The 13545-nt window shown below is 44.3% G+C and carries 11 protein-coding genes; 7 read left to right on the top strand and 4 right to left on the bottom strand.

Features of this window, described 5'->3' with window-relative positions:
- Positions 1-49 precede the first annotated feature (49 nt).
- Positions 50-1390, bottom strand: a complete 1341-nt coding sequence (gene pbp4b, locus L1076_RS16420; RefSeq protein WP_237304033.1) for a penicillin binding protein PBP4B — start codon at positions 1388-1390, stop codon at positions 50-52.
- A gap of 690 nt (positions 1391-2080) precedes the next feature.
- On the opposite strand from pbp4b, the gene L1076_RS16415 reads away from it, so the two are divergent.
- Positions 2081-2797: a GntR family transcriptional regulator gene (locus tag L1076_RS16415; RefSeq protein WP_009706571.1), complete on the top strand. Its 717-nt coding sequence runs from the start codon at positions 2081-2083 to the stop codon at positions 2795-2797.
- 52 nt (positions 2798-2849) lie between these two features.
- On the opposite strand, the gene L1076_RS16410 is transcribed toward L1076_RS16415, so the two are convergent.
- The gene (locus tag L1076_RS16410) at positions 2850-4049 is read right to left on the bottom strand and encodes an enolase C-terminal domain-like protein (protein ID WP_237304032.1); all 1200 of its coding nucleotides are present in this window, start codon (positions 4047-4049) and stop codon (positions 2850-2852) included.
- Positions 4050-4335: 286 nt separating this feature from the next.
- On the opposite strand from L1076_RS16410, the gene L1076_RS16405 reads away from it, so the two are divergent.
- The 4 genes from L1076_RS16405 (at position 4336) to L1076_RS16390 (ending at position 8733) form a co-directional block, all read left to right on the top strand.
- The gene (locus L1076_RS16405) at positions 4336-5742 is read left to right on the top strand and encodes a PTS transporter subunit EIIC (RefSeq protein ID WP_227742621.1); all 1407 of its coding nucleotides are present in this window, start codon (positions 4336-4338) and stop codon (positions 5740-5742) included.
- 74 nt (positions 5743-5816) lie between these two features.
- Positions 5817-6782, top strand: coding sequence for a sugar kinase (locus L1076_RS16400; protein WP_237304031.1), 966 nt, complete (start codon positions 5817-5819; stop codon positions 6780-6782).
- Between the two features lie 16 nt (positions 6783-6798).
- A complete protein-coding gene (locus L1076_RS16395; protein WP_237304030.1) occupies positions 6799-7437 on the top strand; it encodes a bifunctional 4-hydroxy-2-oxoglutarate aldolase/2-dehydro-3-deoxy-phosphogluconate aldolase in 639 nt (212 codons plus the stop codon).
- Positions 7438-7608: 171 nt separating this feature from the next.
- Positions 7609-8733, top strand: coding sequence for a carbohydrate porin (locus tag L1076_RS16390; protein ID WP_039974016.1), 1125 nt, complete (start codon positions 7609-7611; stop codon positions 8731-8733).
- A 67-nt stretch (positions 8734-8800) separates the two neighbouring features.
- On the opposite strand, the gene L1076_RS16385 is transcribed toward L1076_RS16390, so the two are convergent.
- Both L1076_RS16385 and L1076_RS16380 read right to left on the bottom strand, forming a co-directional pair.
- A complete protein-coding gene (locus L1076_RS16385) occupies positions 8801-9232 on the bottom strand; it encodes a polymer-forming cytoskeletal protein (protein ID WP_080642206.1) in 432 nt (143 codons plus the stop codon).
- Positions 9136-10089 carry a M23 family metallopeptidase gene (locus L1076_RS16380; RefSeq protein WP_237304029.1) on the bottom strand — a complete coding sequence of 318 codons (954 nt, stop codon included), beginning with the start codon at positions 10087-10089 and terminating at the stop codon, positions 9136-9138. Before L1076_RS16380 ends, L1076_RS16385 begins: the two co-directional genes overlap by 97 nt.
- A 457-nt stretch (positions 10090-10546) precedes the next feature.
- Between L1076_RS16380 and L1076_RS16375 the strand changes: the two genes are divergently transcribed.
- Together L1076_RS16375 and L1076_RS16370 are read left to right on the top strand one after the other, a co-directional pair.
- Positions 10547-12280: a hypothetical protein gene (locus L1076_RS16375; RefSeq protein WP_237304028.1), complete on the top strand. Its 1734-nt coding sequence runs from the start codon at positions 10547-10549 to the stop codon at positions 12278-12280.
- Between the two features lie 246 nt (positions 12281-12526).
- Positions 12527-13540: an HlyD family secretion protein gene (locus L1076_RS16370; protein WP_038894615.1), complete on the top strand. Its 1014-nt coding sequence runs from the start codon at positions 12527-12529 to the stop codon at positions 13538-13540.
- The last annotated feature ends 5 nt before the right edge of the window (positions 13541-13545 follow it).

Below are 13545 nucleotides of genomic sequence, written 5' to 3'. Positions count from 1 at the left end.
TTTCATGTTTTGTACTTATGTTTAAATATAATTTGTCTTTTGGTGTGAATCAGTTAGATAGATTAAGAGATTTATATATTTCTTCAAAAATAGGGTCATAATCACCTATTTTCATTTTGTCACCTTCAAATGCACCACAAACCGCCTCTCCGCAGTCCATCTTTATATGTGTATTCTTTTTATTGCTTAAAAGAATGACCATTAATTCATTATCCGGATCGATTAGGGATGCTGTCCCTACCCACCCGGAATGTCCGTAAGTATTTTCACTAGCATAGCGACCAAATAACCATGTATTTTCGTGCTGATAATTTATATTCCATCCTAATGCATAACCACTTTCTTCATGGTTTTCTATCGGAGTTAAAAATTCCTCTATGGTTTCTTCAGAAAAATATTGAACGCCATCAAACTCTCCACCATTAATCATGATGGACATTAGAGATAACATATCTTCAACGGTAGAAAATAACCCAGCATGACCAGCGACACCTTCCATTGAGTAATAAGCTTTTTCATCATGGACTTCGCCCTGAAGCGTATGCTCTCGAATGTTATTAAAATGAATTTGTCCTTCTCTACTATTGCCATATATTTCTGTTGCAGCAAAATCATCTAAGGTGAAAGCATTACCATAAAGGGGGGAAGTCAACATGTTATATCCGGTTCTCTCAAGTCCCATAGGCTGATAAAACGTGTCATGCATAAACTTGTCTTGCGTCATACCCGTAATTTTTTCGATGATTTGCCCTAATATCATATAGTCAATATCAGAGTAGGTTACAGCGGTGTGAGGAGCTTGCATCAACTCGGTCTTGAGCATTATGTTTAAAGTCTTTTCGCGAGACTGGGAGTACATATCCCCTGTTTCTTTGTAGAATTCGACACTTGGCTTATGCCCACCTTGATGCTGTAAAAGGTCTCGTACTGTTATCTCAGACTTGCCTTTGATCCGGTCGGTAGGTTGATCTGCGAACTCAGGAAGAATGTCTGATACATGTTGATCTAAATCTAATTTCCCGTTAGAAACCAAATATTGAATTGCGTAGTTAGTAGAGAACATTTTTGTGTTTGATGCTAGATCGTAAATAGTATTATCTACCGCTGGAATTAACTTCTCACTAGGTAGGCTAACGTCATTATTATGTTCAGTGCTGCCGAGTGATCGTTTTGGTGTATATTCATCATGGATTTTAATGTATCCATAAGAATCAATTTTTATAATATCTCCTTTATACCAAATACCAATGGTTGCACTAGGAAAACCATCAGATATATCTTGCTTAATCACTTTATCAACATTTGAAAAGTCATAAGTATCTTTTGAGTTAGACTGACAGCCAACGGTCATCGATAAGAATATAAATGATGTGGCTATTTTTGAATTCATAATACACCTTGTAAAGAGTCGTTGTTTTCAATAGATACTATTTAAGGAAAATTAAGTTTATTGGTATATTCGTCACAAAATAGTTTATTCCATATTTAAACTGTTTATACTCAATGTGGAATATTTTATTACGATATTGGTTCAAGGCTCTATGTAGGCAAGGAAAATGATTAGTATATTTTGGAATAAATTTTTAAGACGAAATATTTATTCGTGATACTGATTCAAGTGATGGTAGATATTCTTAATTAAACGACTATTGTTTTGTGATAGAGAATCTCAATTATAATCTTTAGTAGATCTACTTACGACAATTCTAACTTTTTCTGAACTCATCAGTTAATGACAGATTCAATGGCAGTCTTACTGTGTATCTCTTTCATTTAAACTTCGACAGGTACGATGAAGCTCAAAAACATGAGAAAGGATCTAGTTACTTATCGTGGTCTCAGGGATTCAATGATGAGCATCACTTGATACAGCATATGGTATGTTTGAGCTGTTATGAAATCGATCCACTTACTGAAAGCGCCACTTTCACAACAAAAATAAGAGATGGACACCTAGTTAAAGCTATCTAAATTATTTTGCTTTCTTATAGCTGTTTCTTAGCTTAATTGAGGTATTTGGATTATATTGATAAGTAAAAAATGGTATAAATTACCTATTGTCGATAATAATTGAATGCTTATGAAGAAATACGAAGAATTAGTTCAAGATATCATCAGTAAAATTTGCCAAAACGTCATCGATGTGAAGTTGCCATCTGAACGTGAATTGGCGGAAAAGTATGATATTTCTCGTTTTTCGGTACGAAAGGCGCTGTCTAAACTTGAAGCGATTGGTATTGTGAAATCCAAAGTAGGTTCAGGTTATTTCGTTAATACCTCAATTATTGGTTCGCCACTCATCTATAATTCGGTCACTGAAAACAAATTTGGTGAGATTTCATACAAGAAAATAAAACTGAATAAACGTCTACCTACTACGCATGAAATGCAGATGTTTTCTATCGAGGAAGATGAATATCTGTGGAATATTAAACGTCTGCGATTAATTCAGGGTAAAGTGACACAGATTGAGGAAACAAAATTACCCGTAAGTATGTTTCCTAAAATTACCGAAGAGATTATTGAGAGTTCATTACAGAAACACGTGTTGTCTTTAGGTTTAGAAATCGACAGTTATTTAACCACTTATCAAGCAATTAATGTTTCTAAAGAAGATGCGGATTTATTGGGCTGTAAACGTAATAGTTCGGCGATGAATATTACTAATCGAGGATTCTTAAAAACAGGTGAAGTCTTTGTGGTGAGCGATATTATTGATATTAATTACCAGTGTACTTATCACACCAAGTTTAATCCCGAGAGTCTTAACTACCGAGATCAAAACGACCGCGAATAGCGGTCGTTTTTTTAGGTCTGCATTTAACGCCGTCGCTAGGACAAATGAGGCATTAAGGCGTATGAATACTGCCGTCTGGTAAACGGCTTTGCGTCCATTCGTGTGGGCGGTATTCAACAGGGAAGTCTTGTGCCGCTTCGCGATCCATCTCCACACCGATACCTGCAATTTCAGATGCGTATAGGTAACCGTTGATTGGCTCTGCTGCGTTCGGGAAAACGCGCTGTGTATTGGCTTTGTACTCTACATGTTCTTGAATCGCGGCGTTGTGCAGATGCACATTTAAGTGAGTATTCACTGCGGCGCCAATCGGCGTCATATCTGGTGGGCAGTGCCAAGCAATACGAACGCCAAAGCTCTCACAGAAGTGACCGAGTTTCAGTGCTGGTGTGATGCCACCGATTTGCGACACGTGGCAACGGATGAAGTCGACACGGCGATTGATGATCAACGCTTTCCACTCTTCAGGGTTGTTAAACAGCTCACCCAAAGCCAGAGATACGCTCGATTGGTTGCGAATATTATCCAACCATTCTGTCTGACTTGGCGGCAAAATATCTTCAATAAAGAACGGGTTATACTGCTCGACTTGCTTCGCAAATTGAATCGCTTGGTTCGGGAACAAACGCTCGTGTACATCGTGAAGAATATGGAATTGCTTACCATATTTCTCACGTAGGCTTTTGAACATTTCTACCGTGTTTTCAATATATTGGTCTTGGTCGTAGTAAGAGCCTTGGGTTGGATTTTGTGCCGTTTGAATATTTTCTGGCACACCGCCGTAGAAACCTAACTGACAGCGAATATGTTGATAACCCTGTTCTAGGTATTTATCGACTTGCTCATACAAGCCTTCCATCGTATCGCTGGTGGCATGCGTATATACTTGAATAGCGTCACGAGACTTACCACCAAATAATTGATGAAGCGGCATATCGGCTATTTTTGCCTTAATATCCCAAAGTGCCATATCAACACCAGAAATAGCATTGTTGATCACAGGGCCATTGCGCCAATATGCATTGACCATCATCATTTGCCACAGATCTTCAATATTATTTGCATCTTTACCAATTAATAATGGCTTAAGATATTCATCAACCATGGTTTTTACTGCCAATGGTCGTTGTTGGAATGTCGCACAACCGTAGCCCGTTACACCAGATTCTGTTTCTATAATAACAGTAATCAGGTTATGTCTGTCTGGCTTGGTAATCACGCACTCAATATTTGATATGGTATTTTTGTTCACTTAAAACTATCTCTAGTTAACAGGATTTATTTTATATAAGCGTGAAAAAATACAAATTACAAGCGGTAAATTATGCTTAAATTTAACTGGTTCGTTCCTGTTTTGAATTCGGCAAGAAAAACGAACCAATTGGCGAAAAAAGCCGAAAATTTAATTTTTAGCCGTTTTAATGTGAGTTTAATCACTAATTTGTCGATTGGATAAATACCTCCAGTAGCTAAGATGAGCGCAGTGAATGAGCAGACAAAGCACATAGGAAAGTATGATGCAATTGACACAAACAAACATGGCAACTGGCGATGCGTCGTCAGGTAAGGCAGACAGCTTTAGCATGAAACTACAAGAATTGGTCGCAGCACTTGGCGGCAACGAGAACATTGCTAACATTACCCACTGCATGACCCGCTTGCGCTTCAAACTGGTGGACGAATCGAAAGCCGACAAAGCAAAACTTGAAGCAATTCAAGGCGTAAAAGGCGTGGTGCTTGGACAAGGTCAGACACAGGTGATCATCGGTGTCGACGTTGAAAAATGGTACTTAGCCTTGTCCGGAGCAAGTGCAGCACCAGAAGATGCAGAAATCGAGCAAGAGAAAGGCAAGCTATTCCAAAATGCAATGCGCGTGGTGGCGGGCATCTTTGGCCCTGTCGTACCTGCGATTGCGGGTTCGGGTATGTTGATGGGTTTGCTATCGGGCTTAATTGCGACCAACGTGATTTCAGAAAGCTCAGATACCGTTTTCTTCTTCCGTTCGATTTCTCTCGCGGTGTTCTTCTTCCTACCTATGCTGGTCTCTTTCTCTGCGGCGAAAGTATTTAAAGTGAACGAATACATTGCGTTAGCAGTGGCTGCGGCGATGATGTCGCCAAAACTATTGGAAAAAGCGACCATTCTTTCCGAGGCTGGCAATGCACCGGAATTGAACGTATTTGGTGTGATTCCAATTGAGCTGCTTAACTACGGCGGCGCGATCGTACCTGCGATTCTAGCGGTTTGGGTACTGTCCAAAATCACCCCTATGGTAGATAAGTTAGTTCCTGCTTCTGCCAAACCAGTATTCACGCCGCTACTTGCTTTCACTGTGACATCGACTCTTGTGCTCTCTGTTGTTGCTCCTGCGGGGATGTGGCTAAGTAACGGCGCAGGTTGGGTAGTGAGCTCATTATTAGAGATCTCACCAACACTGACCGGGTTCGTGTTTGGTCTAACTCGTCCAATTACCATTGTGTTCGGTATTCACCACAGCATGACGCCAATCAGCTTGAACAACTTCGCGCTATACGGAAAAGATTTGCTGATGCCAATCATGTGTCTGGGTAACCTAGGTATTGCAGGCGCGACAATGGCGATTTGGTACAAGCAACGTAAATACGCAAGCAAAGAGCAATCTTCAGTAACCGTAAGCTCGGGTGTGACCGCAATCCTTGGCATCACAGAGCCAGCACTATTCGGCGTACTGACTAAGTACACTAAAGCACTATTCATGGCGAGCTTGGCAACGGGTATCGTAGGCGCGATTTCAGTGACTATCGATACTCACCTAACAAGCTACATCCTATCTTCGGTATTCAGCCTGCCTGCTTACTTGGCAAGTGGTACTCAGAACTTTGTTCAAGCGGTATTGGGTGTGATTGGCGTGTTCACGCTGTCATTCGCAATGACCATGATGTTTGTACGCATCGATAATAAATAATCCCTTTCTTCTCTCTATGTAGACCTGTCGTGTCCATTTTCGCAGGTCTCTTCAGCACGCTTAAAAGAACTGTTATGAAGACAATCGCAATACTTGGCGAATGCATGATCGAGTTGAACGGCAAGCCGTTTGGCGACATGCAGCAGACGTTTGGTGGTGACACCCTTAACGCGGCGGTTTACCTCAGCCGTTGCAGCCAAGCTTCAGGCGCATCACCGCAGGTACAGGTGCAATACGTCACCGCCATGGGAACAGACCCACTGAGTGACGGCATGGTGGCGCGTTGGCAACAAGAAGGTGTGGCTACGGAATTAGTCTTGAGAGACGAAATGCGCACGCCGGGCCTATATCTGATTCAGTTAGATGACCAAGGTGAGCGCACTTTTCTTTACTGGCGTAATCAATCGGCTGCACGTTACTTGCTCCAACACGCTGAGTTCGAACGTGTAGCGGAATCACTCAAGCAAGTTGATATGGTGTTTGTCAGTGGTATTAGCTTGGCGATTTTGCCTGAGCATGATCGAATCCAATTGCTTGAGCTTTTGAGTCGCTTGCGATCTACGGGGGTTGAGATTGCTTTTGACAGCAACTTCCGCCCGGCACTTTGGCCGCAAGACCAAATGAAGACGGTTCAAACATGCTACCAAGCCATGTATCAAATCACAGATTTGGCTTTGGTCACTTTCGATGATGAGCAGCTTATTTTGGGCGATGCAACGGCGCACGACACAATCACGCGCTTGCAGAAGCAAGGAGTGAAAAATGTGGTGGTCAAGCTCGGTGCAGAAGGCTGTTTAGTCGCGGGTTCAAATGCATCTGAGCCTTATTCTGTGCCAACAACGCCCATAGACAATGTCATCGATACCACTTCAGCAGGTGACTCATTTAACGGTGGCTTCCTCGCGACTTACTTGTCGGGCGGCAACATCAAACAAGCGTGTATGAATGGCAATACCCTCGCCGGTACCGTTATTCAACATAAAGGCGCCATCATCCCACAAGCGGCAACCGATGCGGCTATTGCTCAGTTCAAGAAATAGATTTACAGGAAACAACATGTCGAATTTAAAAGCTCAATTGAAAGCGTTAAAAGTGATCCCAGTGATCGCCATTGATCGCGCAGAAGACATCATCCCACTGGGTAAAGTGTTGGCAGAAAACGGCCTGCCAGCAGCTGAAATTACGTTTCGCTCCGATGCCGCTGTCGAGGCCATTCGTCTATTGCGTGAAGCGCAGCCAGACATGCTGATTGGTGCAGGCACAGTGCTCAATCGTGAACAAGCTATTGCAGCCAAAGAAGCGGGGGCAACCTTTGTGGTTTCTCCGGGATTTAACCCTAACACCGTTAACGCCTGCCAAGAGATTGGTATTGATATCGTACCTGGTGTTAACAACCCAAGTGCAGTTGAAGCGGCGTTAGAAATGGGACTGACCACATTGAAGTTCTTCCCGGCAGAAGCATCTGGTGGCGTCAACATGGTGAAAGCACTGTTGGCCCCTTATGGTGATGTGGAAATCATGCCAACTGGCGGTATCAATCCTTCGAACATTAAAGACTACCTAGCCGTACCGCGAGTGTTGGCATGTGGCGGCACTTGGATGGTCGACAAAACACTTATCGAAGCGGGCAAGTGGGAAGAACTGGCTCAGCTAACGCGTGAAGCGGTGGAGCTGGTCGCGCAGCAATCTGCTTAATTCTCAATATTCCAAATTTTCCTAACCTCGAGATTTTCGACGGTTAGGGGATACTCAAATAACAACAATAAATCTTACTAAGTCTTTCTTTTTTAATAAGAAGGGGCGGGGCTTTCTGTCTCTAAAATCAGCACATTTACACAATAAAATCTAATACATATAGGGTTTAACATGAACAAAGCACTGAAACTATCTCTGAGCGCCATCGGCGTATGCACGGCACTATCGGCAAATGCGGGCATCAGCATTATCGACAACGAAGACGGTAACTTTTCTATCGGCGGCGACGTTGAATTGAACTTCAACTACCAAGATCGTGAGTCTAATGATTCTGGCGATCAAGAATTCAACCAAGATGGTCGTGTACTGATCGAGTTTGCCGGTGAGAAATTCACAAGCAACGGTCACTACGTTGGCGTGAAAGCGCAGCCTTTGTTTGAAAGCACGGGCGACGTAAATCTTGATGACGCATACTTCGAGTTCGGTAAGAAAGACAGTTGGGCAATCAAAGCGGGTCGTTTTGAAGCTTATGATATGTTCCCTGTTGGTTTGGATGTGTTCCTAGAGTACTCAGGTGATACCTCTAACGAGCTTTACACTGATGGCTCGGCTTACACCTATCAGATGAAAGAAGCGCGCGGCCGCGGATCTGATGGTCAGCTGATGTACAGCCAAAGCTTCGGCAATCTTTATCTGGAACTGAGCACCATGATTGGTGACCGCTCGGATCTTTTCCATGAAGGTACCGATGGCGGAACATACCATGGTCAAGCCATTACAAGCAGTAAAGACTCCTTCTTAGTACGCCCTGTTGTTGCTTACCAAATGGGTGATTTCAGCCTAGCAGCCTCGATGGAAACCAACCTCGTTTCTGATGCGGTGGTGACCGACCAAGGTGTTGATATTTCTGACCGTACTGGTTACGGCTTAACAGGTAACTGGACCAGCGGTGATTGGTCGGTGAATGCAAACGTGGCTTACTTAGATGCGGTTGACGAAAACAACTTCTCGACAGGGGTTAACGCACTGTGGAAAGGGCTAGGTATTGGTTACGTTTACGCGCTGAACGAATACGAAAACAAAGAGATCAAAGACTGGGCTGAGGGCGATGTGAAGGTATCGACACTTTACGCTTCTTACGAGTTCACGGACGTACTAGAGGTTGAGAACTTCTCAGTGCTATTGGGTTCTTACTTCACAACTGTGACCAATGATCTTAGCGCGAACTCACCGAGCGAAGCGTTTAAAGAAGAAGACGATTTCGGCGCACGTGTTCGCTTGTTCTACGAATTCTAATTTGGTCTAACGCAAGCATAGCAACAACTCAAAAGGGCACAGTCAGTGCCCTTTTTGAGATCATCAATCATGCGCTTTTGCGAGCTTGTGACTTATCCGTTTTATTGGTTTCAGTGGACTTGTCTTTCAGCGTCACCACTTCTTTTTCTGGTAGTTCTGCGGCCTCTCCGAAGAACTTTCCGCCCGCTTCGATACTCAGGTTGTTACTCCAGATTTTGCCACTGACTCGTCCTTTCGCTAGCACTTGGATGTGTTCAGCATGGCAGTTACCATCAAGCAGGCCATTGACGATCAGCTGTTTTGCGTAGATGTCGCCTTTAACACGGCCGCTTTCTGCGACGACCAATGTGCCTTCGACGTGCAATTGGCCTTCGATGATGCCATCAACCTGAATATCGCTTTCTACTTTGAGTTCTCCGCTAACAGAACAGCCTTTGGCGATGAGAGTTGAAGCTGATGAGCCACTCGTTGTTCCACGGTTTTGATTAAAGATTCCCATCGTATTCTTCGCTCCTTGGTAAAGATGTCTTCAAAATTATTGAGGTTCCAATCCACGAATGGCCTTGGGTTTACGGCTCTTCCAATAAATCTCACTTCATAATGAAGGTGAGGACCAGAAGAGAGCCCTGTGTTACCAGAAATAGCGATGAGCTGGCCTTTTTTGACGAACTCACCGGTTTTGACTTTGAACTCTTTCAAGTGGGCATAAGCGCTCGAAAAGCCAAAGGAATGCTGTATGCGCAGTAAGTTTCCATACCCTTTACTACTTCGGCGTGTGGTCTCTATTACGCCATCAGCAGAGGCATACACTTTGGTGCCAGTGTTAACCGCAAAATCTAGCCCACGGTGCATTTTTGTTTTTTTGGTAACCGGATGAATGCGCTTGCCAAACCCCGATGAAAGCCGTGCTTTACCGACTGGAGAGCCGTTAGGGATCTGGTTGAGCATCACCATTCGAACATTGGATGTGATAGCGGCGGTATCAAAGCGCGCATCCAAACTCTCAGTGTTGGATTCGTTGGCGACACCGAGCACTTTCTCCAATTCGCCTAAACGCTCCGAGACCAATTGAACGCGCTCTTCTCGCTCCGATAGGTCATTCTCTAGCTCTGATTTTAGAGCCTTTAGCTCACTTAACTCCTGACCCATACTGCGTGATTGCTCGGTTAACTTTGCTTGCTCAAGTACGGCGTCATCGACCTGAGAATAAAGATGATTGATCAAGATAGCGGTTGCGGTTAATCCCAAAATAAATGCCACCAAGCCCGTTTTAAAGTTGCGCTGCATGGTTTTGCTGAAGTACCAATGCTTAGAGCCATTGATGTTGGAGATAGAGATAGTCAGCTGATCTTTCATGGTGATTAATGGCGCGATAGATGTTCAACATTCGTTATTGATAGCTCTGACTGTAAGTAAAAGTACGACCGTCTTCTAGAGGAGGAATCGACGAAAATGTCAGGTCGTGAGCTGTTTTCAGACAATAGAGAAAAATCAGTAATTGGATTTAATATTGCGTGGATTTTGGCCGGTAGGGTATAGCATTTATGAAATTTTATTGAGTAAGTTGCTAATAGTGTGGTTTCGCAGTTTAACCGACTTCACGGTTCATCTTATAAATGTTGGATATCTTAAGAAATTGGCATTCAGCAAATTGATAACTTTGTTTGGGGGTTTATGATGGCGTTGCACGCAAATTAACGTCTGAGTTCCCGAATGGTGATTCTCATACTTTATGGCGTTCATTAAAGGCTTAATGCTCACTCAAACCTACTGATTGGTTTGAGGAAATAAAACCAAGACAACGGAGTTGGTCGTGAAAAAATTATTATTAGCTACTGCAGTGGTCGCAGCAGCCGGTGGTGCCGCATATGTGTACCAAAACAATCTTGCCCAAGGTGAATCTTCAAGCTCGCTACTTGCTCAAGTTCCAGCTGATACCTTGTTGATCACTTACCAAACAGAACCTTTCAATCACTTCGAGTACATGAACGCTTTCGGTACATCACAGCAGCCACCTATGTCGGAGCTGTTCGTGGAAGAAGAGCTGACGTCTGGTCTCAAGTTTGCCGTCAATTTCTTAGATGCGTACATGGCAGCAGCCTCTTCCCCTGAGAATTTAAAAGCCTTCTTGGGTACCGGTGATATGGTCAACCCAATCATGTACACCCTAGGTCTTGTACCTGTTTATAAAGTGCAGTTGGAGAACCCTGCAGCGCTTTGGAAAACACTGGATGAGCAAGAGCAACTGGCGGGTATTCAACATGAACTTGTGAAGCTCGATTCCGTGGAGTTCCGCCGCTACGAGTTGACAGATTCGCAAGATCCACAACTGGGCATTGGTCTTGCGGTGGGAGTGGTTAATAACGTACTGACCGTGACTTTCGACATTCCAGAGCTGGGTGTTGAAAACCCACTTAAACTGGCATTTGGTCTGGAAGCTCCTAAGAGCAGCATCGTTGACTCTGGCCGTCTAGAGGCAGTGCAAACTAAGTACGGAATGAACAACAACTCGTTTGGGATTTTCGACATTCGAGAAATCATTAAAGGTCTAACGACACTTGATGGCAACAGAATGGCACGCCAACTTAAGAATGTCGATTCTGACCCGACTTTAGAGCAACTGCGTTCTCCGGCGTGTCACACTGAGTTCACTCAAATCGCTGAAAACTGGCCACAAATGGTCGCGTTTGCCGAGTACAGTGCGGGTGACGACAAAGCTCGCCTCAACGGTAGTTTTGTTGTTGAATCGAAGAACCAAGTGATCCTTGAGGCGCTGAAATCTATGCGTGGCGTGCTGGCAGAATCCAACGGTGAAAAAAGCATGTTTAGTGTGGCATTAGGCCTAGATGTTGCTACGTTGGCGCCTGCGATTGGTAAGATCTGGACAGATTTAACCACGCCTGAATACCAATGTTCAATCCTAGCGCAAGCGCAAAATGACATGCGTGGCCAAAACCCAGCTCCGGCGATCAGCATGGGCGCGGGTATGGCAAATGGCCTGAAAGGTTTAAGCATGGAAATGTTCGGTCTTGATGTGAACATGAATGGCCAGTACGGACCTGAGCTAGGTCAGCTGGATGCGATCTTCTCTATCTCAGCGGACGATCCAAACATGCTGCTGCAAACGGCACAAATGTTCATGCCTGAACTGGCTCAGATTCAAATCCAACCTGATAACCAACCAGTGAACATCGGTGGTCTGATTGAACCATACGCAGGTAAGCCGATGGACGTGTTTGCTCGTCTAAACGGTAGTCACCTAACGCTTTACAGCGGTGATGCATCAGCAGCAGCGAGTGAGAAAGTCATGGCTCAGCCGCTAACGGCAAATGGTCTATTGAGCTTCACTATGGATTCGGACCGCGTACTGGAAGTGATTGAAACAGCATCGGAAGTGTCTGGCGAGCCAGTACCGGAAGACGTGAAGATGAGCCTACAAGGTGAGCTTATCGGTGGTATGGCTTTGGACGTAACCAAAGATGGCATTGCGTTTGACTTCGATTACACAAGCTCAACCAAACCACAAGTGAAGGTAGCGCAGCAATAAGCGTGATTCACCGGCTTCAATCTCGAAGCATTTCTTCATAATCAAAAGGCGGCTTCGGTGTCGCCTTTTTTGTTTTTCTCGCGAAAGCCCTTCAACTCCTTCTCTTTCATTCAAAAGTGACCACCAAATAAGACCATTAAAAATCAATGGGATGGATCTTTTCTTCTCATCAATGATCAAATGTATCTTTACTAAAACCGTACGGTACAGTACAGTTTGTGAAAGTCATTAAGTTGGGTTTCAAAAATGAAGAAGAAAGTCATTGCGTTGTCGCTTGTTATTGGTTCGTTAGTCGCTGCAGGTTGTGCGTTATACCAACCTAATACGGTGACCACCGATAACGCTTATGTTCACTCGGATGTGACGGCGATTTCTCCGGAAGTCGGTGGGCAGGTAAGCCAACTTTTTGTCGAAGATAACCAGTGGGTAAGCAAAGGTGCGCCACTGTTTTCGATTGATGATGAAGATTTCATTGCCAACCAAGAAATTGCGAAGTCGGCGTTAGATGTCGCAAAGGCTGCGTTGACCGCAAATCAAACCAAAACCGAAATGCAGCTGGTAAAGATTGAGCAGGCGAAGCAGGGCATTCACAGTGCAAGTGCCAACGCGGAACATCAAGCGGCGGAGTTCAAACGCCTTTCACGCTTGGTACAAAAGCAGTCGGTGAGTAAGAACCAATTTGAAGCGCAAAGAACGCGTTCTATTGAAGCAAGCAGCAATCTTGAAACTGCCAAGCTAGCACTAGCCGCTGAACAGAAGCAGCTCGATGCGCTAGTAACAGAAAAGATGCAGTTAACCGCGCAACGCAAGCAAGCAGAAGCGAACTTGAGACTGGTAAATATCGCCCTTGAGCGAACCATCGTTCGAGCGCCATTTGATGGTTATGTGGCAGACAGACAAGTGCAAGTCGGTAAGTTTGTTCAACCGGGCATGGGTTTGATTGTGATGGTGCCGGATTACGTTTGGATTGAGGCAAACTTCAAAGAGACTCAACTAGAGAACGTCGCACAAGGGCAAGATGTTGAAGTGGTGTTAGACATGTTCCCTGATCATCCGTTGCATGGTCGTGTATCTTCTATCACCCCTGCAACAGGCGCGCAGTTTAGTTTATTGCCACCGCAAAATGCGACGGGTAATTTTGTGAAAGTAGTACAGCGTGTGCCAGTGCGTATCGAGTTGGATATTCCACAAGAGCTGAAACAGCGCATCTACCCTGGCTTATCGGCTGAAGTGTCGATTGAGACCGCAACGCAAGGTTAATCGCC

It is taken from the genome of Vibrio sp. MMG023 (genome assembly GCF_021654215.1).
Lineage (GTDB): Bacteria > Pseudomonadota > Gammaproteobacteria > Enterobacterales > Vibrionaceae > Vibrio > Vibrio jasicida.
Note: the sequence above shows the minus strand (reverse complement) of the source record. Positions and strands in the feature narration are given on the sequence as shown.